Source organism: Mycolicibacterium madagascariense (assembly GCF_010729665.1).
Taxonomy (GTDB): domain Bacteria; phylum Actinomycetota; class Actinomycetes; order Mycobacteriales; family Mycobacteriaceae; genus Mycobacterium; species Mycobacterium madagascariense.
This window is the reverse complement of record NZ_AP022610.1, coordinates 3,812,085-3,834,536: the sequence shown is the minus strand read 5'-3', so window position 1 is coordinate 3,834,536 and position 22,452 is coordinate 3,812,085. Positions and strand designations below refer to the sequence as shown.

The window sequence follows — 22,452 nt, the reverse complement described above, 5'->3', positions numbered from 1 at the left end:
CAGGGAGCCGGCGTGTGGATCGCACTGTGGTCACCGGTGGCTGTCCGGCGGCGCAGATCCGGCGGCCAGCTGAAAGTACAGGTGGACAGGTCTACGGCGTTAGGGCAGACAGCGACAGCTACACACGCGCTTGAAGTCGACGTGCCGACGAACCACCAGCGCGACGCGGGTGGCGGGGGTGCGGGCGGCAGTCACGTCGGCCATTGTGCCACGACGGGCCCAATCGGCTCCAACCGGCCCGTTCTTCGGCTCGTGCTGAGCGAAAGTCGACTCTGCCAGACTGGAACGATGACTGGCGCGTTCGGAATCTACGTCCACGTGCCGTTCTGCGCGACCCGCTGCGGCTACTGCGACTTCAACACCTACACCCCGGCCGAGCTGGGCGGGGCCAACCCCGACGGCTGGTTGGCGGCGCTGCGGACCGAGCTGGAGTTGGCGGCCGGCCGCGTCGGGGCGCGACCGGTGGACACGGTGTTCGTCGGCGGCGGCACCCCGTCGATGCTGGGCGGGCAACGACTGGCCGCGGTGCTCGAGGCGATCCGAGCGAACTTCCCGTTGGCCGCGGGCGCTGAGGTGACCACCGAGGCCAACCCCGAGTCGACCTCGCCCGAACTATTGGCCGAATTGCGAACGGCAGGCTTCACCCGGCTGTCGCTGGGCATGCAGTCGACCGCCCCGCACGTGCTGGCCGCCCTGGACCGCGTGCACTCCCCGGGCCGGGCGCTCGCCGCGGCCGCCGACGCGCGCGCCGCCGGCTTCGAGCACGTCAACCTCGACCTCATCTACGGCACGCCGGGGGAGACCGACGACGACCTGCGCCGCTCCGTCGACGCCGCGATCGGCGCCGGCGTCGACCACGTATCGGCCTACGCGCTGGTAGTCGAGGACGGCACGGCGCTGGCCCGCCGCGTCCGTCGCGGTGAACTCCCCGCTCCCGACGACGACGTCCTCGCCGCGCGCTACGAACTGCTCGACGAGCGGCTCTCGGCGGCGGGGTTCGAGTGGTACGAGGTGTCCAACTGGAGCCGTCCCGGCGGGGAGTGCAGGCACAACCTCGGGTACTGGGATGGCGGGCAATGGTGGGGCGCGGGACCTGGCGCGCACGGTTACGTCGACGGCGTGCGGTGGTGGAACGTCAAGCACCCCAACGCCTATGCGCAGGCGCTCGCCGAGGGCCGGCTACCGGTCGCGGACTCCGAGGGCCTCGACGACGCGGCGCGCCACGTCGAGGACGTCATGCTGCGGCTGCGGCTGCGGCAGGGGCTGCCCGTCGCGGCGCTGTCCGCAGCCGAGGCCGCCCGCGCCGACGTCGCGGTCACCGACGGCCTGGTGGCGCGCCGCGCCGATCGGCTGGTGCTGACCGACCACGGTCGGCTGCTCGCCGACGCCGTCGTGCGCGATCTGCTGGATTAGCTTGCGGCGCAACGCCTTACGTCTGGTCGGACAGCGGAAGGTCCATGTCGTACACCCGCGCGTGCAGCACGGCACGGTTGCGCAGCGCCGCCCTGACCGCCTGGTGCACGCCGTCCTCGAGGTAGATCACGCCCTCCCATCGCACGGCGTGGGGGAACAGGTCGCCGTAGAACGTGGAGTCCTCGGACAGCAGCCGGTCGAGCGCCAGGACGGTGGTCGTGGTGACCAACTCGTCGAGGCGGATCTGGCGCGGAGGGATCTGCGCCCACTGCCGGTAGGTCAGTCCGTGCTCGGGATACGGCTTGCCGTCGCGGACGCCCTTGAAGATCATCGGCAGGCCCTCGTGAGCATGGCATGAGGTTATCCGGAGGCCCGGGCGGGCGTCGCGGCGCATCGGTGCAGTTCGGCAACGTAAAATGGGACGCACAGGGAGGTGAATCATGGGTACTGCCGACGATCGTCGTTTCGAGGTGCTGCGCGCCATCGTGGCGGACTTCGTCGCGACGAAGGAACCGATCGGATCGAAGAGTCTCGTGGAGCGCCACAATCTGGGCGTCTCCAGCGCCACGGTGCGCAACGACATGGCCGTGCTGGAGGCCGAGGGGTACATCGCCCGACCCCACACCAGCTCGGGTCGCATCCCAACGGAGAAGGGCTACCGCGAGTTCGTCGACCGACTCGACGACGTCAAGCCCATGTCGTCGGCCGAACGCCGGGCGATCCTGACGTTCCTCGAATCCGGCGTCGACCTCGACGACGTATTGCGCCGCGCGGTGAAGCTGCTGGCGCAGCTGACCCGTCAGGTCGCGATCGTGCAGTACCCGACGCTGTCGACGTCCAACGTGCGCCACCTCGAGGTGGTCGCCCTGACGCCGGCCCGGCTCCTGCTCGTGGTCATCACCGACTCCGGTCGGGTCGACCAGCGCATCGTGGAACTCGGCGACGCCATCGACGACGGCCAGCTGGGGCAGCTGCGCGAGAGGTTGGGACAGGCGCTGGTGGGCAAGCCGATCGGCGCCGCGTCGATCGCCGTCTCGGAACTGGCGTCGCAGCTGGTCGGGCACGGCGGGCTCGGCGACGCCGTCGGGCGCGCGGCCACCGTGCTGCTGGAGACGCTCGTCGAACACACCGAGGAACGTCTGCTCCTCGGCGGCACCGCGAACCTCACGCGCAACACCGCCGACTTCGGCGGCTCCCTGCGCTCGGTCCTCGAGGCGCTCGAGGAGCAGGTGGTGGTACTGCGATTGCTGGCCGCCCAGGAGGAGGCCGGTAAGGTAACCGTTCGGATCGGACACGAGACCGCGGCCGAGCAAATGGCCGGAACGTCGGTGGTGAGCACGACGTACGGCAGCTCGGGCAAGGTGTTCGGCGGCATGGGTGTGGTGGGCCCCACTCGGATGGACTATCCGGGAACCATTGCCAACGTCGCCGCGGTTGCTCTGTACATCGGCGAAGTCTTGGGCGCCCGCTAGGGGCGTCGCACGGCCGCTCGGGCGGCTCGAAGAGTTTTGAGAAGGGTTTGGCGTGGCACGCGATTATTACGGCCTGCTCGGCGTGAGCAAGGGTGCGAGTGATTCGGAGCTCAAGCGCGCCTACCGCAAGTTGGCGCGCGAACTGCACCCCGACGTCAACCCCGACGAGGCGGCGCAAGCCCAGTTCAAGGAGGTCACGGCCGCCTACGAGGTCCTCAGCGACCCGGAGAAGCGCCGCATCGTCGACCTCGGTGGCGACCCCTTGGAGGGCGCGGGCGCCGGCAACGGGTTCGGCGGGGGATTCGGGGGCGCCGGCTTCGGCGGCCTCGGCGACGTCTTCGAGGCGTTCTTCGGCGGTGGCGGCGGCGCCCGTGGGCCCGTCGGAAGGGTCCGGCCCGGTTCGGACTCCCTGCTGCGCATGCGCCTGGACCTCGCCGAGTGCGCGACGGGCGTGACCAAGCACGTCACCGTCGACACCGCGATCCTGTGTGACGTGTGCCAGGGCAAGGGCACGCACGGCAACTCGACCCCGGCGACCTGCGACACCTGCCATGGCCAGGGCGAGGTGCAGTCCGTGCAGCGGTCCCTGCTCGGCCAGGTGATGACGTCGCGGCCCTGCCCCGTGTGCGCGGGCGTCGGCGAGGTCATTCCCGACCCGTGTCACCGCTGCGGCGGCGACGGCCGGGTGCGCGCCCGCCGGGAGATCAGCGTGAAGATTCCGCCCGGCGTCGGCGACGGCATGCGCGTGCGGCTGGCGGCACAGGGCGAGGTCGGCCCCGGCGGCGGTCCGGCGGGTGACCTGCACGTCGAGGTGCACGAGCAGCCCCACGACATCTTCGTCCGCGACAACGACGACCTGCACTTCAGCATCTCGGTGCCGATGGTCGACGCCGCGCTCGGCACCAAGGTCAGCGTCGACGCGATCCTCGACGGGCCCACCGAGATCGTCGTGGCGCCGGGCACGCAACCCGGGTCGGTCACCACGCTGCGCGGACACGGCATGCCCAACGTGCGCTCGGGCGCGCGGGGCGACCTGCATGCCCACATCGACGTCGTCGTGCCGTCGCGGCTGGACTCCCACGACACCGAACTCCTGCAGAAGCTCAAGGAGCACCGCGCCCGCGACGTCGCGGAGGTCAAGTCGACGCACGCGGCGCCGTCGGGCGGCGGGCTGTTCAGCCGGCTGCGCGAGACGTTCACCGGCCGCTAGCGCCCCCTCGACCCGATGAGTCGAGCGCTCTTCTACGTCGACGCCGTGCCCGCGGCTGGCGAACTCGCCGTCGTCGACGGTGACGAGGGCTTTCACGCGGCCAGCGTGCGCCGCCTGCGGGTGGGCGAGGAACTCGATCTCGGCGACGGAGCGGGAACGGTCGCGCACGTCGTCGTCGAGGCCGTCGCCAAGGCGAGTCTGACGGCGCGGGTGGTGAGCCGTCGCACGGTCGACCGGCCGCGACCCGAGGTCACCGTCGTGCAGGCGCTGCCGAAGTCCGATCGGTCCGAGCTGGCGATCGAGCTGGCGACCGAGGCGGGGGCCGATGCGTTCGTGGCCTGGCAGTCCGATCGGTGCGTGGCCCGCTGGGACGGTGCGGCGAAGGTGCAGAAGGGGCTGCGGCGCTGGCAGGCGGTCGCCCGGTCGGCGGCGCGGCAGTCGCGTCGGCCCTACGTCCCGCCGGTGACGTCCCTGGTGCACACCGCCGAACTGGGCGCCCTCGTCGCCGACGCGCCGCTCGCGCTGGTGCTGCACGAGTCGGCGGATCGGCCACTGACCGCGGCGTCGCTCGCCGACGTCGCCGCCGTGACCCTGATCGTCGGCCCCGAGGGCGGGATCGGCGACGACGAGCTGGCGGTGCTGACCGGCGCCGGCGCGACGGCCGTGCGGTTGGGTCCAAGTGTGCTGCGAACCACATCTGCGGCCGCGGTAGGACTTGGCGCACTGGGTGTCCTGACCTCCCGATGGGATTTCTGAGGGCACCGGGCTGCCACCGGGCAACCAATTACTGCCACGGGAATCAAACCCCTGAGCACTGCGTTTGTGCTACCGGCCGGATGGCGGAGCTCTACCACCGGTCGTCGTCACACCACAGAGGGCACGAAAGAAGAAATGCACACCATGAAGAAGCTCGGACTTGCCACCATCGTTGCCAGCGGCCTCGCCGCCGGGATCGTTGGCGTCGCGTCTCCGATTCAGGCCATCGCGTCGGCAGAAGCCATGCCCGTCGCGGAGCTACCCGGCTACTCGACCGGGGTCGATCACAACCAGTGGATCCACACGATCCACCCGAACGTGACCGTCCCGCACGTCGACACCACCGTGCAGCAGAGCCGCTGATCCCACCAGACCCGAGGAGGGGCACCCGTCACGGGTGCCCCTCCTTCGTGTCGAGACCGTTGGGCCGCGACGATGACCAGCGGTAAGCTGACCGGAGGACTCTCCAACGACATGAGCACGGAAAGCAGGCTCTGAACACCACGTGACGCCCCGCGAGACGAACGCCGCCTCGGATGACTCCGTGCGAAGCAACATCAGCGTGCCGCCCGAACTCGTGGTGGGCCTCCTCGGTTCCGCCGACGAGAACCTGCGCGCGCTGGAACGCCTCCTCACCGCCGACATCCACGTCCGCGGGAACGCGCTGACCCTCTCGGGAGAGTCGGCCGACGTGGCGCTCGCCGAGCGCGTCGTGACCGAACTCATCGCCGTCGTGGCCGGGGGCCAGACGCTGACCCCGGAGTCCGTACGGCGCAGCGTCGGCATGCTGACCGGCACCGGCAACGAATCCCCGGCCGACGTCCTCACCCTGGACATCCTGTCCCGACGGGGCAAGACGATCCGGCCCAAGACGCTCAACCAGAAGCACTACGTCGACGCGATCGACGACCACACCATCGTCTTCGGCATCGGGCCCGCCGGCACTGGCAAGACCTACCTCGCCATGGCCAAGGCCGTCAATGCCCTTCAGACCAAACAGGTTTCGCGAATCATCCTGACCCGCCCCGCGGTGGAGGCCGGCGAGCGGCTCGGCTTCCTGCCCGGCACGCTGAGCGAGAAGATCGACCCGTACCTGCGTCCCCTCTACGACGCGCTGCACGACATGATGGACCCCGAGCTGATTCCCAAGCTGATGAGCTCGGGAGTCATCGAGGTAGCGCCACTGGCGTACATGCGGGGCAGAAGCCTCAATGATGCGTTCATCATCCTCGACGAGGCGCAGAACACCACGCCCGAGCAGATGAAGATGTTCCTGACGCGCCTGGGCTTCGGCTCCAAGATCGTGGTCACCGGGGATTCGACCCAGGTGGACCTGCACGGCGCCAAGTCGGGGTTGAACGCCGCGATGGAGATCCTCGACCACATCGACGACATTCACTTCTCGGAGCTCACCAGCGCCGACGTCGTACGCCACCGCCTGGTGTCCGAGATCGTCGACGCCTACGCGAGATCCGAAGCGTCCCTGGGCAATCGGGCCGAACGACGCTCGGGCACGGGTAGGTCGCGCCGGTGAGCATCGAGGTCTCCAACGAGTCGGGCATCGACGTGTCCGAGGAGGAGCTGATCAGCGTCGCCCGGTTCGTCATCGCCAAGATGGACGTCAACCCCGGCGCCGAACTGTCGATGGTGCTGCTCGACACCCCGGCGATGGCCGACCTGCACATGCGGTGGATGGACCTGCCCGGCCCGACGGACGTGATGAGCTTCCCGATGGACGAGCTCGAACCGGGCGGACGCCCCGATGCGCCGGAGCCGGGTCCCTCGATGCTCGGGGACATCGTGCTGTGCCCGGAGTTCGCGGCCACCCAGGCCGAGAAGGCCGGACACTCGCTCGGTCAGGAACTCGCGCTGCTGACCGTGCACGGCGTCCTGCACCTCCTCGGCTACGACCACGCCGAACCCGACGAGGAGAAGGAGATGTTCGCGCTGCAGCGCGAACTGCTCGAGGAGTGGGTGGCCGACCAGGTCGCCGCCTACCATCAGGACCGGCAGACCGAGAAGGACCGCAGGCTGCTGGACAAGTCCATGTACTTCGATCGACCGTGACCGGAATCGGCTCGCTCGTCGGTGCGATCGCCCTGATCGCCCTCGGCGGAGTCTTCGCCGCGGTCGACGCCGCCATCAGCACGGTGTCCATCGCCCGCCTCGAGGAACTGGTCCGCGACGAACGGCCGGGCGCCGTCCGGCTGGCCCGGCTGGTCGAGGATCGCCCGCGCTACGTCAACCTCATCGTGCTGCTGCGCATCACGTGCGAGACCGCCGCGACCGTGCTGCTGGTGGCCTTCCTCTACGAGGATCTCGGGCTGAAGTGGGGTCTGCTGGCCGCCGCCGCGATCATGGTGGTCGTCAGCTTCGTGGCCATCGGGGTCGGCCCCCGCACGCTCGGCAGGCAGCACGCCTACTCGATCGCGCTCGCCGCAGTCATTCCGCTGCAAGCCATTTCGGTGCTGTTGACCCCCATCAGCCGACTGCTGGTCCTCCTCGGCAACGCGCTCACACCCGGCCGTGGCTTCCGCAACGGGCCGTTCGCCTCGGAGATCGAACTGCGCGAGGTCGTCGACCTCGCGCAGCAGCGCGGCGTCGTCGCCGACGACGAACGCCGCATGATCCAGTCGGTGTTCGACCTCGGTGACACCGCCGCCCGCGAGGTGATGGTGCCGCGCACCGAGATGGTGTGGATCGAGCACGACAAGACCGCGGGGCAGGCCACGTCGCTCGCGGTGCGCAGCGGACACTCCCGGTTGCCGGTGGTGGGGGAGAACGTCGACGACATCGTCGGTGTGGTCTTCCTCAAGGACCTCGTCCAGCAGACCTACTACAGCAACGGCGGCATCGACACCAGGGTGGGCGAGGTGATGCGCCCGCCGGTGTTCGTCCCCGACTCCAAGCCGCTCGACGCCCTGCTGCGCGAGATGCAGCGCGACCGCAACCACATGGCGCTCCTCGTCGACGAATACGGGGCCATCGCCGGATTGGTGACCATCGAGGACGTGCTCGAGGAGATCGTCGGCGAGATCGCCGACGAATACGACGTCGACGAGGTCGCACCCGTGGAAGACCTGGGCGACAAGCACTTTCGGGTGTCGGCCCGGCTGCCCCTGGAGGACCTGGCCGAGCTCTACGAGATGGAACTCGACGACGATCTCGACGTCGACACCGTCGGCGGCCTGCTGGCCCACGAACTGGGTCGGGTGCCCCTCCCGGGTGCCGAGGTCACGTGGGACGCGCTGCAGCTGCGCGCCGAGGGCGGTCGCGACCACCGGGGTCGCGTGCGCATCGGCACCGTCCTCGTCACACCCACCGGGCCGACGGACGAGGAATCCGAATGACCACCGAATTCCGTTCGGGCTTCGTCTGTTTCGTGGGCAGGCCCAACACCGGGAAGTCGACGCTGACCAACGCCCTCGTCGGGGCCAAGGTGGCCATCACGTCGAACCGCCCGCAGACCACCCGCCACACGATCCGCGGCATCGTGCACCGCGAGGACGTCCAGATCATCCTCGTCGACACGCCGGGTCTGCACCGACCCCGCACGCTGCTCGGCGAGCGGCTCAACGAACTGGTGAAGGCCACCTACTCCGAGGTCGACGTCATCGGTCTGTGCATCCCCGCCGACGAGGCCATCGGCCCCGGCGACCGGTGGATCTACGAGCAGATCCGCGCGGTGGCGCCGAGGACGACGCTCGTCGTCGTCGTCACCAAGACCGACAAGGTGTCCAAGGAGAAGGTCGCCGCGCAGTTGATGGCGGTGGACCAACTGACGGGCGGCTCCGCCGAGATCGTCCCCGTGTCGGCCGCCACCGGCGAGCAGGTCGCGCTGCTGACCGACGTGCTCGCCGCCCAGCTGCCGCCGGGGCCGGCGTTCTACCCCGACGGCGAGCTGACCGACGAGCCGGAAGAGGTGCTGATGGCCGAGCTGATCCGCGAGGCCGCTCTCGAGGGAGTGCGCGACGAGCTGCCGCACTCGCTGGCCGTCGTCATCGACGAGGTGGAGCCGCGCGAGGGCCGAGAGGACCTCATCGACGTGCACGCCATCCTCTACGTCGAACGGGATTCGCAGAAGGGCATCGTCATCGGCAAGGGGGGTGCGCGGCTGCGGGAGGTCGGCACCGCGGCCCGGCAGCAGATCGAGACGCTGCTGGGCACCAAGGTGTACCTGGACCTGCGGGTGAAGATCGCCAAGAACTGGCAGCGCGACCCCAAACAGCTTGGTCGCCTGGGCTTCTGACGGGTCCTAGTTCTCCCACCACGCCGTCGGCTGCGCGTGGCTCCACGCGCCGATCGCCTCGAGCGCGGCGGCCAGCGACACCAGCAGCGGTTCACTGTCGGCGGGACCCATCAGCTGCACCCCGATCGGCAGGCCGTCGGAGGTGAAGCCCGCGGGAACGTTGATCGACGGCCAGCCCAGCAGATTCCACGGCCAGGTCACCGGGCAGGCGCGGATCATCGCGCGGTCCGTCGACAGCCCGCCGCGCCCGTCGAAGTAGTCCACCCGCGGTGGCGGCTGGGCCGTCGTCGGGGCCAGCACCACGTCGGCGAGGTTGAAGATCCACCCGATCCGGCGCTGGGACTCGACCTCCCCGGCGCGGGCGGCGCGCAGGACGTTCTCCGAGAGCAACCGGCCCATCCGCATGTTGCTGGTGGTGCGCCGGTCGAACGCCGCCAGGGGGCCGAGCCGGTGCGCCCAGTCCAGCAATCCCGACGTCGACCGCGACAGGAAGTTCCACGACGTCCGCAGGCCGTAGTCGGGGTCGGCGCGGCGCACCGTGTGGCCGAGCGCTTCGAGCTGACCGGCCATCTTCTCCATCGCGGCCAGGATCTCGGGGTGCAGGGTGGCCTTGAAACCGGTGAAGGGGAACGCCGTCGACAGGGCGATGGTCAGCGGACCGGGCGCCTGGCTGACGTAGTCGGCCGTCCGCACCGGGGCCGGCCGATGCCGGTCGCCGGGGGCGTTGCCCGATGCGGCGTCGAGGACGATCGCGGCGTCGACGACCGTGCGCGCCAGCACCCCGTTGACGGTGATGCCGTTGAACGCCTCCGGCAGCGGCCAGGTCGAGATGCGGCCCCGCTGGGGCTTGATGCCGACCAGGTGGGTCCACGCGGCAGGGATGCGGACGCTGCCCGCGCCGTCGCTGCCGATGGCGGCGGTGACCAGCCCGGCGGCCACCGCGGCGGCGCTGCCGCCCGAGGAGCCGCCGGGGGTGTGCTCGGCCGACCACGGATTGCGCGTGTAGCCGAAGGCGGGCCCGCTGGTGAACGGCCACTGCCCGAGCTCGCAGGTGTTGGTCTTGCCGACGATCACGGCGCCGGCCGCGCGCAGCCGGCGCACCACCTCGGCGTCGGCGGTCGCGGGGGGCACGTCGGCGGAGGTGCCGAATCGGGTCGGGACCCCGGCGACGTCCACGTCGTCCTTGACCGCGATCGGGATGCCGAGCAGCGGAAGGTGTTGTCCCGCAGCGCGTTTGCGATCGGCCTCGGCGGCGTCGGCGAGCGCCTGGCGGGCCATCACGACGCGGAAGGCATTGAGGGTGGGCTGGCTGGCGACGATCGCCCGCAGGGCGCGCGTGGTCAGCTCGGTGGACGTGGTTCGGCCGCTGGCCAACCGGTACTGCAGCTGGGTCAGGGTGGGGAGGGGGGCATCGGAGAGCGGCGGTCCCGCCCCCCGTGACGTCGTTTCAGCCATTTGGATCGAGAATATCGGCCGCGGTGGTCTCGGCGTGGGGGGTCCGGGTGTCGGACGGAAGTGGAACACTGGGCGGATGCGGTTGTACCGGGATCGAGCAGTCGTGCTGAGACAGCACAAGCTCGGCGAAGCCGACCGCATCGTGACGCTGCTGACCCTCGAGCACGGGCTGGTCCGCGCGGTGGCCAAGGGGGTGCGTCGGACCAGGAGCAAGTTCGGCGCCCGCCTCGAACCGTTCGCCCACATCGACGTCCAGCTGTACCCGGGCCGCAACCTCGACGTCGTCACCCAGGTGCAGGCCATTGATTCGTTCGCCAGCGACATCGTCAGCGAATACGGTCGCTACACGTGCGGGTGCGCGGTGCTGGAGACCGCCGAGCGGCTGGCCGGCGAGGAGCGCGCCCCGGCGCCCGCCCTGCACCGGCTCACCGTCGCGGCCCTGCGCGCGGTGGCCGACGGCGTCAGGCCGCGCGAGCTGGTGCTGGATGCCTATCTCCTGCGGGCCATGGGGATCGCCGGCTGGGCGCCCGCGCTCACCGACTGTGCCCGCTGCGCGACGCCCGGGCCGCACCGGGCGTTCCACGTCGCCGCGGGGGGCAGCGTGTGCATGCACTGCCGGCCGTCCGGTTCCGTGACGCCGCCCCAGGGCGTGCTCGACCTGATGTCGGCCCTGCACGACGGTGACTGGGCCGTCGCCGAGGCGTCCAGCTCGTCGCACCGCAGCCAGGCCAGCGGACTGGTGGCCGCGCACCTGCAGTGGCACCTCGAACGCCAGCTGCGTACATTGCCGCTGGTCGAACGCCACTACCGGATCGATCGCACGGTCGCCGATCGGCGTGTCGGCCTGTTCGGGCAGGATGATGCGCATGGCGACGACTCGGGGCAGGGGCACCAGAACGACCTACCCGCAGCTGCCCCAGGCGCCTGAGGACTACCCCACCTTTCCGGATACGTCGAGCTGGCCGGTGGTCTTTCCCGACCTGCCGCCCGAGACCAACGGACGGTTCTCACGGCCGCCGCAACACCCGTCGAAGGCGGCGGCCCCACAGATTCCCGAGGACCAGGTGCCCAAGCACGTCGCGGTCGTCATGGACGGCAACGGCCGCTGGGCCACCCGGCGCGGGCTCAACCGCACCGAGGGCCACAAGATGGGCGAGGCCGTGCTCATCGACATCACCTGCGGTGCGATCGAAATCGGCGTCAAGCACCTCACGGTCTACGCGTTCTCCACCGAGAACTGGAAGCGCAGCGCCGAGGAGGTCCGCTTCCTCATGGGCTTCAACCGCGAGGTGGTGCGCCGGCGGCGGGAGAACCTCAACGCGATGGGCGTGCGGATGCGCTGGGTCGGGTCGCGCCCGCGCATGTGGCGCAGCGTCATCAAGGAATTCGACATCGCCGAGCAGATGACCGTCGGCAACGACGTCATCACCATCAACTACTGCGTCAACTACGGCGGGCGCACCGAGATCGTCGAGGCGGCGCAGGAACTCGCCCAGCTCGCCGCCGAGGGCAGGATCAACCCCGGCCGGATCAACGAGGCCGCGTTCGCGAAACATCTGCACCGCGACGACATCCCGGACGTCGACCTGTTCATCCGGACGTCGGGGGAGCAGCGGGCGAGCAACTTCCTGCTGTGGCAGGCGGCGTACGCCGAGTTCGTCTTCCAGGACAAGCTGTGGCCGGACTACGACCGCCGGGACCTGTGGGAGGCGTGCGAGGAGTACGTCAGACGCAATCGGCGCTTTGGTAGGGCCGAATGACGAGCCTGAGCGGGAGGGCCGAATGACGAGCCTGAGCGAGCGCTTGACGTCGGCTCTGGGCGCGGTGACCACGCTCGTCGAGGAGGCCGACGGCGCGTTCACCGTCAGCGTGGACGGGATGGTGGCCTCGCTGCGGATCGTGACGATCGGCGAGGGTCTGGAGATGGTGTCGCTCACTCAGCCGTTGGCGTGGGATCTGGTGCTGAACAACAAGATTCGCGAACGCGTCGCCGAGCTGGCCGGCCGCACGATGCTCGGTACCGTCGCGCTGGTCGAGAAGGCGGCCGACGCGCCGACGGCGCCGGCCAACGGGTCGACGGCGAAGTCGACGCGCAAACCCGCCTCGAAGCGCATCGCCGACGTCATGCTGCGCTACAACTTTCCTGCGGCCGGACTGACCGAGGACGCGCTACGCACCCTGATCCTGCTGGTGCTCACGACGGGTGCTGACGTGCGGCGCAGCCTGACCGAGTGAGCGCTGCCGTGATTCGGATCGCCACGGTGCACTCGCTACGCTGTTGACCCGTGGCCTCCATCATCGACACCGTAGCCAACCTCGCAAAACGCCGTGGCCTCGTCTACCAGTCCGGCGAGATCTACGGCGGTACGAAGTCGGCGTGGGACTACGGCCCACTGGGCGTCGAGCTCAAGGAGAACATCAAGCGGCAGTGGTGGCGGTCCGTCGTCACGGGCCGTGACGACGTCGTGGGCCTGGACAGCGCGATCATCCTGCCGCGTGAGGTGTGGGTGGCGTCGGGGCACGTCGAGGTCTTCAACGACCCGCTCGTCGAATGCCTGAACTGCCACAAGCGCCATCGGCAGGACCACATGCAGGAGGCGTACGCGCTCAAGAAGGGGCTCGACGACCCTGATGCCGTGCCGATGACGGAGATCGTCTGTCCGGACTGCGGCACCAAGGGCCAGTGGACCGAGCCGCGCGACTTCAACATGATGCTCAAGACGTACCTCGGGCCCATCGAGACCGAGGAGGGCATGCACTATCTGCGGCCCGAGACCGCGCAGGGCATCTTCGTCAACTTCGCCAACGTGGTGACGACGTCTCGGCGCAAGCCGCCGTTCGGAATCGGCCAGATCGGCAAGAGCTTTCGCAACGAGATCACCCCCGGCAACTTCATCTTCCGCACGCGCGAGTTCGAGCAGATGGAGATGGAGTTCTTCGTCGAGCCGTCGACCGCGCCGGAATGGCACCAGTACTGGATCGACACGCGGTTGCAGTGGTACGTCGACCTCGGCATCGACCCGGAGAACCTGCGGCTGTACGAGCATCCCAAGGAGAAGCTGTCGCACTACTCCGACCGCACGGTCGACATCGAGTACAAGTTCGGCTTCGCGGGCAACCCGTGGGGTGAGCTCGAGGGCGTCGCCAACCGCACGGACTTCGACTTGTCTACGCACTCAAGGCATTCCGGCACCGACCTGTCGTTCTACGATCAGGCGACCGAAACCCGTTACGTCCCCTACGTCATCGAGCCCGCGGCCGGTTTGACGCGGTCGCTCATGGCGTTCCTCGTCGACTCCTATCACGAGGACGAGGCGCCCAACGCCAAGGGCGGCGTCGACAAGCGGACGGTGCTCAAGCTGGATCCGCGGCTCGCCCCGGTCAAGGCGGCGGTATTGCCGCTGTCGCGCAACGCCGATCTCTCGCCGAAGGCAAAGGACCTGGCCGCCGAACTGCGCAAGTCGTGGAACGTCGAGTTCGACGACGCCGGGGCGATCGGACGCCGGTATCGCCGCCAGGACGAGATCGGCACGCCGTTCTGCGTGACCCTGGACTTCGACTCACTCGAGGACCACGCGGTGACGATCCGCTCCCGCGACGAGATGACCCAGGAGCGGGTGGCCATCGACGCGGTCGGCGACTACCTCGCCGTCCGCCTCAAGGGCGCCTGACTTCTCCCCGCGAGCAGACGTGAAGGTGTCGCGACACGCCGCGACTGCGGCACTTTTGCGACTGCTCGGCGGGAGGACGGGCCTCTAGAAGCGGCCGCCGCCACCGCCCCAGTCGCCGCCCGACCCGCCGAACGAGCCGGGACTCCAGCCGCCGCCACCACCGAAGCCACCGCCGCCGAAGCCGCCGCCGCCGAAACCGCCGCCGCCGCGCATGGCCCCCGACAGCAGGTCGCCGATGAGGATGCCGCCGAGCACGGCGCCGGTGTGCCCACCGCCGAAACCCCCGGGCCCGCCGCGGCCGGTGAACTGCTGCTGGGCGTTGGCGACGTCGGCGTTGGCCATGGTCTGCGCCTGCGCGGCCAGCTGCGCAGCGCTGTTGGCGTGCTGGATCGCGGCGGTGGTGTCGGTCGCCTTGGCGGCCTGGGCCGCCGCCAGCTGACCCGTCGCCTCCGCGAGCCGCGTCCGCGCCTCAGGCCCCACGCTGCCGCGACGGGTGTCGATGAAGTCGGAGACCGAACGCACCTGCGACTGCGCGCTGAACAGGGCCTGGTCGTAGGCACGGTCGAGCCGCTCGGCCGTCTCGAGCTCGTCGCTGATCGTCGCGAGCCACCGATCCAGTTCGGCATCGGCCTTCGTCAGGGTCGTGAAGGCGCCCAGGGGATCGGCGGTGCCCGCGTCCCGGGCGTGCGCTACCGCCGCGACCGCGGCGTCGCGGGCGGCGGACAACTCGGCGGCGTGGGGGACGCCGCCGCGGGCGAGGTGGGCGGCCGCGGCGGTGATGCCGTTGGAGACGTCGGCGATGGTGGCCGGCAGCGCGGCCGTCGCGCGATTGATGTCGGCGGCCGCGCCGTCGACCGCGTCGAGCAGCGTACGGGCTTGTCCCAGAGCCGATTCCGCGGCTCTGATCGCATCGACGAGTCCGGTCTGACTGCCCACCGGCCTGGCGACCAGGGTGCGCGACTGCGTGATGTTCTCGTCGGCGAACGACAGTCGATGCCGGGCGGTCTCGACGTTGCCCGCGACGGGCGCCAGCGCGGTGTCGGAGAATTGGCCGTGCAGCGCCGTCAGCGTCTGTGCGGCGGGCTCGACGCGCGCGGTCAGTTCGACCAGCTGCCGGGTGAGCGCGTCCAGGCGATCGGGTGCGTTGATGATGAGATCGCGTAGCTTGCCGAACGCCTCGCGCTGCTGTTCGAGCCGGTCGTCGGCCTTCGCGGCCGCCACGATGACGCGGGTCAGCAGATCGCGACGCTGGGCGGGCGTCTCGGGAATCGTGTCGTCGAGGATCTGGCGCACGTTGAAGGCTTGTGTCAGTGCGGTTTTCGCGGCCGCGACGGCCTGGGTGAAGGGTGCGGTGTCCGCCTCGCCGAACTCCTCGATCGCCAGGCTCAGCTCGTTGTCACTGGTCCTGACGGCGTTGTCGACCTCGACGACGATGGACTTCGACAGGTCGTCGAGCGCATCGATGGACAGCGACGCCAGCGCATCGGGGTCGGCCGGATTCACCCGTCGCGCCGCGGCGAGTTCGGCCTCGCGACGTTGACGACGCCGGTGGCGCCGCCACAGCAGCAGGGCTAGCACGGCCACGGCGACCACCGCGAGGACGATCGCGAGACCGGTCGCCGACATGCCGCCCGACGCACCGGCCGTCGGGTTCAGCCCCGTCGCCGCGGCGGTGGCGGCGCCCGCCCAGTCGCCGTTGCGCAACGCGGGTTCGATCTGGTTGCGGCGCAGGTCGGCCTGAGCGGAGTCGCTCAGGATCTTCGTCCCCGCGACCAGGTCGTAGGCGCGGTCCTGGGTCGCTACCGCCAGCAGCGCGTCCTGGTCGGGGTGGAAGTCGTTGATGCGCACGGTCTCTCGGGCCCACTGTGCGCTGCTCTGCCCGGAGAAGGTGTCGACGTAGACGACCCACAGCCGCACCCGTCGGGCGCCGTAGAGACCGTCGACGGCGCTCTTCACCGCGGTGAGGCCTGCGGCGTCGAGCACGCCCGCCTCGTCGGTGACGTAGGTGGTCAGCCGCTGCGGCGGTTCGGCCGTCGCGATCGCGGGCGCCAGCAGCGCGCCGAGGATCGACACCGCCAGGAGCAGGCTCACCAACCGGCCGGCCGAACGTTTCCCACGCATGCCGCCAATGTAGTGCGCTGGCGGGTGGGGGCGGCCCGTCCTGGCAGACTGTGCGTCGGTGGCGCACTCAACGGATCTCTACTCGGACTTCGACCGACGACGCATGGTGGTCGAAGCGCCCAAGCGTGCCGCGCTGCCGGGAACGGGCACCGAGCACCGCACCGACTTCGCGCGCGACCGCGCCCGCGTCCTGCACAGCGCGGCCCTGCGCCGGTTGGCCGACAAGACCCAGGTGGTGGGGCCCCATCAGAGCGAGACGCCGCGCACCCGGTTGACGCACTCGCTGGAGGTCGCGCAGATCGGTCGCGGGATGGCGATCGGATTGGGTTGTGACGCCGACCTCGTCGACCTGGCCGGACTCGCGCACGACATCGGCCATCCGCCGTACGGCCACAACGGGGAACGTGCGCTCGACGAGTTGGCCGCCGACTGCGGCGGCTTCGAGGGCAATGCCCAGAACTTCCGCATCCTGACCAGGATGGAGCCCAAAGTCCTTGACGCCCAAGGGCTTAGCGCTGGTTTGAACCTGACGCGCGCGGCGCTCGACGCGGTGACCAAGTATCCGTGGTTTCGCGGGAGCGGCGAGGGCGGCAAGTTCGGCTTCTACGCCGACGACGCGGCCGCGGCGGCCTGGGTGCGCGAGGGCGCTCCGGACGCCACGCCGTGCCTGGAGGCCCAGGTGATGGACTGGGCCGACGACGTGGCCTACTCGGTGCACGACGTCGAGGACGGCGTCGTGTCCGGACGCATCGACCTGCGGGTGCTCGCCGACGACGATGCGGTCGACGAACTCGGCAGGCTCGGCGCGGCCAGCGGGATGGGCGGCGGGCTCGCCGCCGACGACCTGGTCGCCGCGGCGCAGCGACTGTCGGCGCTGCCGGTGGTGGCGGCCGTCGGCAAGTACGACGGGACCCTGGCGGCGTCGGTGGCGTTGAAGACGTTGACCAGTGAGTTCGTCGGACGGTTCGCGTCCGCGGCGATCGCGGCCACCAGGGAGGCCGCGGGCCCGGGCCCGCTGGTCCGCTACCGGGCCGACCTGTCGGTGCCGGCGACGGTCCGCGCCGAGGTGGTGCTGCTGAAGATCCTGGCGCTGCAATTCATCATGTCCGACCCGCCACACCTGGAACTGCAGGCCCAGCAGCGCATCCGCATCCACCGGGTGGCGGAATTCCTGCTCGCCGGGGCGCCCGCGACGCTGGATCCCATCTTCGTGCCCGAATTCAACACCGCGGCCGACGACGGGGCGCGCCTGCGGGTCGTCCTCGACCAGATCGCGTCCTTCACCGAGGGTCGGCTGGAGCGTCTGCTGCGTGCATAGACTGTCCCGGTGGCGGCAGTGGCGGGCAGGAGCGATGGGACCCGGGGTGGTCGCATTCCCGACCGCGACATCGCCGCCATCCGGGAGAGCACCCGCATCGAGGACGTCGTCGGCGACTACGTGCAGCTGCGCCGGGCCGGGGCCGACTCGCTGAAGGGCCTCTGCCCGTTCCACGACGAGAAGTCCCCGTCGTTCCACGTCCGGCCCAACCACGGTCACTTCCACTGCTTCGGCTGCGGCGAGGGGGGCGACGTCTACGCCTTCCTGCAGAAGATCGAGCACGTCAGCTTCGTCGAGTCGGTGGAGATGCTCGCCGACCGCATCGGCTACACCGTCACCTACACCGGCGCCTCGGCCACCAACGTGCAGCGCGACCGCGGCAGCCGCAGCAGGCTGATCGCCGCCAACGCCGCGGCGCAGGAGTTCTACGCCGAGGCGTTGCAGTCGGCGGAGGCCGCGCCCGCCCGGCAGTACCTGATGGAGCGCAACTTCGATGCCGAGGCGGCCGCGCGCTTCGGCTGCGGCTTCGCCCCGTCGGGCTGGGACACCTTGACGAAACACCTGCTGCGCAAGGGCTTCGAGTTCAAGGAGCTGGAGGCCGCGGGACTGTCGATGGAGGGCCGCCGCGGGCCGCGCGACCGGTTCCATCGCCGTCTGCTGTGGCCGATCCGGGCCAGCAGCAACGAGGTCATCGGATTCGGGGCACGTCGGATCTTCGACGACGACACGATGACCGCGAAGTACCTGAACACCCCGGAGACGGTGCTCTACAAGAAGTCCAACGTGCTATTCGGGCTCGACCTGGCCAAGCGCGACATCGCCAGGGGCCATCAGGCCGTCGTCGTCGAGGGCTACACCGACGTGATGGCCATGCACCTGGCGGGGGTGACGACGGCGGTCGCCTCCTGCGGGACGGCGTTCGGCGAGGAACACCTCGGCATGCTGCGCCGACTCATGATGGACGACAACTTCTTTCGCGGCGAGCTCATCTACGTCTTCGACGGCGACGCGGCAGGCCGAGCCGCGGCGGTCAAGGCCTTCGAGGGTGAGCAGAACCTGTCGGGACAGTCCTTCGTGGCGGTCGCCGAGGACGGGATGGATCCGTGCGATCTGCGGCTCAAGGCCGGCGACGCCGCCCTGCGGGACCTCGTCGCGCGACGAACCCCGTTGTTCGAGTTCGTGATTCGCACCGCCCTGGCCGAGCACGACCTCGACAGCGCCGAGGGTCGGGTCTCCGCGCTGCGCCGCTGCGTTCCGATGGCGGCGCGGATCAAGGATCCGACGCTGCGCGACGAGTACGCCCGCCAGCTCGCCGGCTGGGTCGGGTGGGACGACGTCGCGCAGGTCATCGGTCGGGTCCGCGAGACGGCGAAGGCGGGCGGCGGCACCGCGCGGCGCGACGGCCCACGCGGCGGGCGGCAGACTCCGGCCGCGCCGTCGGTGACCCGGCCCGACCCGCGCGACCCGACACTGTGGCCGCAGCGCGAGGCGCTCAAGGCCGCACTGCAATACCCGGCGCTCGCCGGCCCGGTCTTCGACACGCTGACGGTCGAGAGCTTCACCCATCCCGCCTACGCCGCGGTGCGCACCGCGATCACGGCCGCCGGCGGGATGTCGGCCGGCGGCACCGGCGGGCAGTGGATCGACGCGGTGCGCGAGCACACGGCGTCACCGGAGGCGGCCAACCTCGTCAACGAACTCGGCGTGGAGGCGTTCCGCGTCGAGGACGACGAGCGGCTGGCCCGCTACATCGGTGGCGTGCTGGCCAGACTGCAGGAAGTGTGGGTCGGCAGGCAGATCGCCGAGATGAAGTCGAAACTGCAGCGCATGTCCCCGGTCGACAACGACGAGGAGTACAACGCCCTGTTCGGCGATCTCGTCGCGATGGAGACCTACCGTCGCAGCCTGTTGGAGCGGGCCAGCGGCGACGACGTTACTGCGTGAGTCACCGCATCGCGCTATGGTGAGTGCGCTGTCACCCCATGGGAAGGCCCAGTTCATGACCATCAACGCCCGCCGCATCGCCACCGCCGGAGCCCTGGCGCTCGCCGCCGTGGCGGCCCCGCTGACCATGGCCCTCACCCAGCCGGCGCCTGCTGCGAACACCGCGCAGGGACAGTGCCTGGCCTGGTACGGCAACAAGGACGACGGCCAGTGCCTCGGGTACTCGAACGGCAATCCCCAGTCCGTGGGCACACCGTGGGGCGTCTTCGGTCCCAACCCCGGTACCGGCGTGGGCACCTACAACGGCGGCGGCCTGGTCTCCGGCCCGCTGCTTCCCGGCCACACCTACACCGACGGCGTCGGCACCAGCTAGCGGCGGCCCGCCTCGGGGTGCAGCACCGAGGTCTGCGCATCGATCGGCGTCAACGTGACCATCGCCGGGTCGGGTGACACCCGGTCGGCGATGCGTCGTCGTCCCGCGTCCAGGACCGCCTTCGTGGCCGGACTCCCCGTGACGGCCCGGTACGTGCTGGCGATCTGCTCGTAGCGACGCCTGCCCGCCTTTGCGCCCAATACGTAACCCACGGCCATCACGGCGGCGACTCGAATCACGGGACCCCTTCCAACTCTCGGTGCGGTCGTGTCCATCCTGCCTCGTGGACTCCCGACGTGACGGCCGAGGCGGGCGCGGCTGGCGCCCAGCCCAATTCCCGGCCTCGGCCCGGCATGCGCTAGAGTCAACGCTCGGTCCGCGGGGATGCCCGGAGGCCGACGAGCATTCCCCTGTAGCTCAATTGGCAGAGCAGCCGACTGTTAATCGGCAGGTTCGTGGTTCGAGTCCACGCGGGGGAGCCACGCACCCACTGTCCGCTACTCGGCGTTCTGCTCCTGATGCGCGTCGGCGTCGGGAATGTGCTCGGGGTGCAGCATCTCCGCGTAGCGCAGCTGCTCCGGGATCCCGAAACCGGCCACCAGCAGTTCGGCGTGCGGCCGCAGCTTGCGGCAGCGGTCGTTGATACCCCGGGTGACGGCCTTGGAGCGTTCGACCGACAGGAAGCGATGCTCGACGAACCACGCCTTGTCGGCCTCGATGACCGACAGCGCGTAGAGGTCGCACACCATCGCGAGGATGTCGCGGGCCTCCTGGTCCTCACAGTTCTCGATGCCGGCGACGAACGCCTCGAGGATGATGCGGTCGATGTGGGCCGTGGCGGCGTGCAGGACGTGGTCCTGTACGGCGTTGAAGGCGTCGAACGGTGACATCTCCTTGGACTTGCCCTGCAGCCGGCGCGCGACGGAGGCGATCATGTACTCCTCGCGGTCCTCGAACATCTTGACCTGGGTGCCGCGGTTGAAGAGCGAGCCCTCCTCCTCGTTGTCCTCCCGCGCGTCGACGATGGTCTGCATGATGGTCTGCGCCGCGGTCCGCTTCAGCACCCGCTCACCGGCGAAGTTGGCCGCGAAGCGCACCCACTGGGCGGGGCTCATGCTCTTCACGTCGTCGGCGTAGGCGGTCAGCAGTTCCTTGGCCACCAATTGCGTCAGCACGTGGTTGTCGCCCTCGAAGGTGGTGAAGACGTCGGTGTCGGCCTTCAGCGCGATGAGCCGGTTCTCCGCGAGATAGCCTGCGCCGCCGCAGGCTTCGCGCGCCTCCTGGATGGCGCGGGTGGCGTGCCAGGTGTTGGCGGCCTTGAGGCCCGCGGCGCGGGATTCGAGCTCGCGCTGCTCCTCGGCGTCCGGATCGTCGGAGGTCTGCAGCTCGTGGCACTTGGCGACGAGCTCGTTCTGGGCGAACTGCAGCGCGTAGGACTTGGCGATCAAGGGGAACAGCCGGCGCTGATGCACAAGGTAGTCCATGATCAGCACCTCCTCGTCGGCGCCCGGTGCCTCGAATTGCCTGCGCTCCAAGGCATATCGCGTGGCGATGTCGAGTGCGACACGCGCTGCGGCGCCGGCGCTGCCGCCGACGGTGACCCGCCCGCGGATCAGGGTGCCGAGCATCGTGAAGAACCGGCGGCCCGGGTTCTCGATCGGTGAGGAGTACGTGCCGTCCTCGGCGACGTCGGCGTACTTGTTCAGCAGGTTCTCGCGGGGTATGCGCACCTGGTCGAACTGGATGCGGCCGTTGTCGACGCCGGGCAGCCCACCCTTGTACTGACAGTCCGACGTCGTGACGCCGGGCAGGTCGTTGCCCTCGTCGTCACGGATCGGCACGACGAAGCAGTGCACGCCGTGGCCCTCACCGCCGGTGATCAGCTGTGCGAACACCGCCGCAACGCGGGCCGTGTTCGCCGCGCCGCCGATGTAGTCCTTGCGCGCGGACGGCGTCGGGGAGTCGATGACGAACTCCTGGGTCTGCGGGTCGTACGTCGCGGTGGTCTCCAGGGCCTGCACGTCGCTGCCGTGGCCGGTCTCGGTCATCGCGAAGCAGCCGAGCAGCTCGAGGTCGATCAGCTTCTTGACGTAGGCCTGGTGGTGACGCTCGGTGCCGAGGTTCTCGATGGCGCCGCCGAACAGGCCCCACTGCACGCCTGCCTTCACCATCAGCGAGAGATCCGACATCGCGAGCATCTCGATCTGCGTAACCGCCGCACCGACGTCGCCGTTGCCGCCGTGCTCCTTCTTGAAGCCGTCCTCGGCCGCTCCGTTGGCCGCCATGATCCGCATCTGCTCGTTGACCTTGGTGCGGGCGATCACGGTGTTGGGGGTGTAATGCGGTTTGAAGATCTCCGAGGAGAGCTCTTCTCGCATCCGGTTCTTCATGTCGCGCCAACGGCCGTCCAGGGCGTTGCGAAGGTGATCCGCGGTGGTGGTCATAGGCCCACGGTATCCCCAGAAAGTCG

21 protein-coding genes and 1 tRNA gene are annotated in these 22,452 nt (G+C 69.9%); 17 read left to right on the top strand and 5 right to left on the bottom strand.

The features are described 5' to 3' along the window. Positions 1-288 precede the first annotated feature (288 nt). Positions 289-1,413 carry a radical SAM family heme chaperone HemW gene (hemW, locus tag G6N60_RS18080; protein WP_163739822.1) on the top strand — a complete coding sequence of 375 codons (1,125 nt, stop codon included), beginning with the start codon at positions 289-291 and terminating at the stop codon, positions 1,411-1,413. Between the two features lie 16 nt (positions 1,414-1,429). Here hemW and G6N60_RS18075 read toward each other — a convergent pair whose 3' ends face one another. Then, positions 1,430-1,744 (bottom strand): type II toxin-antitoxin system VapB family antitoxin, encoded by a 315-nt coding sequence (locus G6N60_RS18075; RefSeq protein WP_163739820.1) that lies wholly within the window; start codon positions 1,742-1,744, stop codon positions 1,430-1,432. A gap of 109 nt (positions 1,745-1,853) precedes the next feature. Between G6N60_RS18075 and hrcA the strand changes: the two genes are divergently transcribed. The 8 genes from hrcA to era all read left to right on the top strand — a co-directional run bounded on the left by hrcA (position 1,854) and on the right by era (position 9,100). Next, the gene (hrcA, locus tag G6N60_RS18070) at positions 1,854-2,885 is read left to right on the top strand and encodes a heat-inducible transcriptional repressor HrcA (protein WP_163739818.1); all 1,032 of its coding nucleotides are present in this window, start codon (positions 1,854-1,856) and stop codon (positions 2,883-2,885) included. Between the two features lie 52 nt (positions 2,886-2,937). Next, complete coding sequence (dnaJ, locus tag G6N60_RS18065; RefSeq protein ID WP_163739816.1) at positions 2,938-4,095, top strand: molecular chaperone DnaJ; 1,158 nt, start codon at positions 2,938-2,940, stop codon at positions 4,093-4,095. A 15-nt stretch (positions 4,096-4,110) separates the two neighbouring features. After that, positions 4,111-4,851: a 16S rRNA (uracil(1498)-N(3))-methyltransferase gene (locus tag G6N60_RS18060; RefSeq protein ID WP_163739814.1), complete on the top strand. Its 741-nt coding sequence runs from the start codon at positions 4,111-4,113 to the stop codon at positions 4,849-4,851. Positions 4,852-4,995: 144 nt separating this feature from the next. Continuing rightward, positions 4,996-5,214: a hypothetical protein gene (locus G6N60_RS18055; protein ID WP_163739812.1), complete on the top strand. Its 219-nt coding sequence runs from the start codon at positions 4,996-4,998 to the stop codon at positions 5,212-5,214. A gap of 142 nt (positions 5,215-5,356) precedes the next feature. Further along, the gene (locus tag G6N60_RS18050; protein WP_163739810.1) at positions 5,357-6,385 is read left to right on the top strand and encodes a PhoH family protein; all 1,029 of its coding nucleotides are present in this window, start codon (positions 5,357-5,359) and stop codon (positions 6,383-6,385) included. Then, positions 6,382-6,918: an rRNA maturation RNase YbeY gene (gene ybeY / locus G6N60_RS18045; protein ID WP_163739808.1), complete on the top strand. Its 537-nt coding sequence runs from the start codon at positions 6,382-6,384 to the stop codon at positions 6,916-6,918. Before G6N60_RS18050 ends, ybeY begins: the two co-directional genes overlap by 4 nt. Further along, entirely contained in the window at positions 6,915-8,201 is a 1,287-nt protein-coding gene (locus tag G6N60_RS18040) for a hemolysin family protein (protein ID WP_163739806.1), read from the top strand. The genes ybeY and G6N60_RS18040 overlap by 4 nt, the downstream gene beginning before the upstream one ends. Continuing rightward, entirely contained in the window at positions 8,198-9,100 is a 903-nt protein-coding gene (gene era, locus G6N60_RS18035) for a GTPase Era (protein ID WP_163739803.1), read from the top strand. Before G6N60_RS18040 ends, era begins: the two co-directional genes overlap by 4 nt. A 6-nt stretch (positions 9,101-9,106) precedes the next feature. Here era and G6N60_RS18030 read toward each other — a convergent pair whose 3' ends face one another. After that, positions 9,107-10,555 carry an amidase gene (locus G6N60_RS18030; protein WP_163739801.1) on the bottom strand — a complete coding sequence of 483 codons (1,449 nt, stop codon included), beginning with the start codon at positions 10,553-10,555 and terminating at the stop codon, positions 9,107-9,109. Between the two features lie 76 nt (positions 10,556-10,631). On the opposite strand from G6N60_RS18030, the gene recO reads away from it, so the two are divergent. From recO to G6N60_RS18010, 4 genes are read left to right on the top strand one after another with little or no spacing between them, the layout of a single operon-like run. Beyond that, positions 10,632-11,483, top strand: coding sequence for a DNA repair protein RecO (gene recO, locus G6N60_RS18025; protein WP_163739799.1), 852 nt, complete (start codon positions 10,632-10,634; stop codon positions 11,481-11,483). After that, entirely contained in the window at positions 11,422-12,315 is an 894-nt protein-coding gene (locus G6N60_RS18020; RefSeq protein ID WP_163739798.1) for a decaprenyl diphosphate synthase, read from the top strand. The genes recO and G6N60_RS18020 overlap by 62 nt, the downstream gene beginning before the upstream one ends. Before the next feature lie 22 nt (positions 12,316-12,337). Beyond that, positions 12,338-12,790 (top strand): hypothetical protein, encoded by a 453-nt coding sequence (locus G6N60_RS18015; RefSeq protein WP_163739796.1) that lies wholly within the window; start codon positions 12,338-12,340, stop codon positions 12,788-12,790. Between the two features lie 50 nt (positions 12,791-12,840). Next, a complete protein-coding gene (locus tag G6N60_RS18010) occupies positions 12,841-14,226 on the top strand; it encodes a glycine--tRNA ligase (RefSeq protein ID WP_163739794.1) in 1,386 nt (461 codons plus the stop codon). A gap of 84 nt (positions 14,227-14,310) precedes the next feature. Here the strand turns inward: G6N60_RS18010 and G6N60_RS18005 are convergent, their stop codons facing one another. Then, positions 14,311-16,347: a TPM domain-containing protein gene (locus G6N60_RS18005; protein ID WP_163739792.1), complete on the bottom strand. Its 2,037-nt coding sequence runs from the start codon at positions 16,345-16,347 to the stop codon at positions 14,311-14,313. 58 nt (positions 16,348-16,405) lie between these two features. Between G6N60_RS18005 and G6N60_RS18000 the strand changes: the two genes are divergently transcribed. Genes G6N60_RS18000 through G6N60_RS17990 form a run of 3 tightly spaced genes read left to right on the top strand, consistent with a single transcriptional unit; the run spans position 16,406 to position 19,982 of the window. Next, on the top strand, positions 16,406-17,665 hold the full coding sequence (locus G6N60_RS18000) for a deoxyguanosinetriphosphate triphosphohydrolase (protein WP_263992828.1): 1,260 nt from the start codon (positions 16,406-16,408) through the stop codon (positions 17,663-17,665). An 18-nt stretch (positions 17,666-17,683) separates the two neighbouring features. Next, positions 17,684-19,609, top strand: a complete 1,926-nt coding sequence (dnaG, locus tag G6N60_RS17995; RefSeq protein WP_372511088.1) for a DNA primase — start codon at positions 17,684-17,686, stop codon at positions 19,607-19,609. A gap of 55 nt (positions 19,610-19,664) precedes the next feature. Then, positions 19,665-19,982 carry a DUF7155 family protein gene (locus tag G6N60_RS17990; RefSeq protein WP_163739787.1) on the top strand — a complete coding sequence of 106 codons (318 nt, stop codon included), beginning with the start codon at positions 19,665-19,667 and terminating at the stop codon, positions 19,980-19,982. Here G6N60_RS17990 and G6N60_RS17985 read toward each other — a convergent pair. Continuing rightward, the gene (locus G6N60_RS17985) at positions 19,979-20,221 is read right to left on the bottom strand and encodes a hypothetical protein (RefSeq protein WP_163739785.1); all 243 of its coding nucleotides are present in this window, start codon (positions 20,219-20,221) and stop codon (positions 19,979-19,981) included. The genes G6N60_RS17990 and G6N60_RS17985 overlap by 4 nt on opposite strands. Before the next feature lie 167 nt (positions 20,222-20,388). Between G6N60_RS17985 and G6N60_RS17980 the strand changes: the two genes are divergently transcribed. Beyond that, a tRNA-Asn gene (locus tag G6N60_RS17980) sits at positions 20,389-20,464 on the top strand. A gap of 15 nt (positions 20,465-20,479) precedes the next feature. Here the strand turns inward: G6N60_RS17980 and G6N60_RS17975 are convergent. Continuing rightward, on the bottom strand, positions 20,480-22,426 hold the full coding sequence (locus G6N60_RS17975; RefSeq protein WP_163739783.1) for an acyl-CoA dehydrogenase family protein: 1,947 nt from the start codon (positions 22,424-22,426) through the stop codon (positions 20,480-20,482). Positions 22,427-22,452 lie beyond the last annotated feature (26 nt).

What these genes read in the sequence shown, in the direction of transcription:
- G6N60_RS18005 (WP_163739792.1), bottom strand. Translation starts at nt 16,347, where the DNA reads ATGCGTGGGAAACGTTCGGCCGGCCGGTTGGTGAGCCTGCTCCTGGCG.
- G6N60_RS17975 (WP_163739783.1), bottom strand. Translation starts at nt 22,426, where the DNA reads ATGACCACCACCGCGGATCACCTTCGCAACGCCCTGGACGGCCGTTGG.
- hemW (WP_163739822.1), top strand. Translation starts at nt 289, where the DNA reads ATGACTGGCGCGTTCGGAATCTACGTCCACGTGCCGTTCTGCGCGACC.
- hrcA (WP_163739818.1), top strand. Translation starts at nt 1,854, where the DNA reads ATGGGTACTGCCGACGATCGTCGTTTCGAGGTGCTGCGCGCCATCGTG.
- G6N60_RS18075 (WP_163739820.1), bottom strand. Translation starts at nt 1,744, where the DNA reads ATGATCTTCAAGGGCGTCCGCGACGGCAAGCCGTATCCCGAGCACGGA.
- G6N60_RS18030 (WP_163739801.1), bottom strand. Translation starts at nt 10,555, where the DNA reads ATGGCTGAAACGACGTCACGGGGGGCGGGACCGCCGCTCTCCGATGCC.
- era (WP_163739803.1), top strand. Translation starts at nt 8,198, where the DNA reads ATGACCACCGAATTCCGTTCGGGCTTCGTCTGTTTCGTGGGCAGGCCC.
- recO (WP_163739799.1), top strand. Translation starts at nt 10,632, where the DNA reads ATGCGGTTGTACCGGGATCGAGCAGTCGTGCTGAGACAGCACAAGCTC.
- G6N60_RS18060 (WP_163739814.1), top strand. Translation starts at nt 4,111, where the DNA reads ATGAGTCGAGCGCTCTTCTACGTCGACGCCGTGCCCGCGGCTGGCGAA.
- G6N60_RS17990 (WP_163739787.1), top strand. Translation starts at nt 19,665, where the DNA reads ATGACCATCAACGCCCGCCGCATCGCCACCGCCGGAGCCCTGGCGCTC.
- G6N60_RS18015 (WP_163739796.1), top strand. Translation starts at nt 12,338, where the DNA reads ATGACGAGCCTGAGCGAGCGCTTGACGTCGGCTCTGGGCGCGGTGACC.
- G6N60_RS18020 (WP_163739798.1), top strand. Translation starts at nt 11,422, where the DNA reads ATGGCGACGACTCGGGGCAGGGGCACCAGAACGACCTACCCGCAGCTG.
- G6N60_RS18055 (WP_163739812.1), top strand. Translation starts at nt 4,996, where the DNA reads ATGAAGAAGCTCGGACTTGCCACCATCGTTGCCAGCGGCCTCGCCGCC.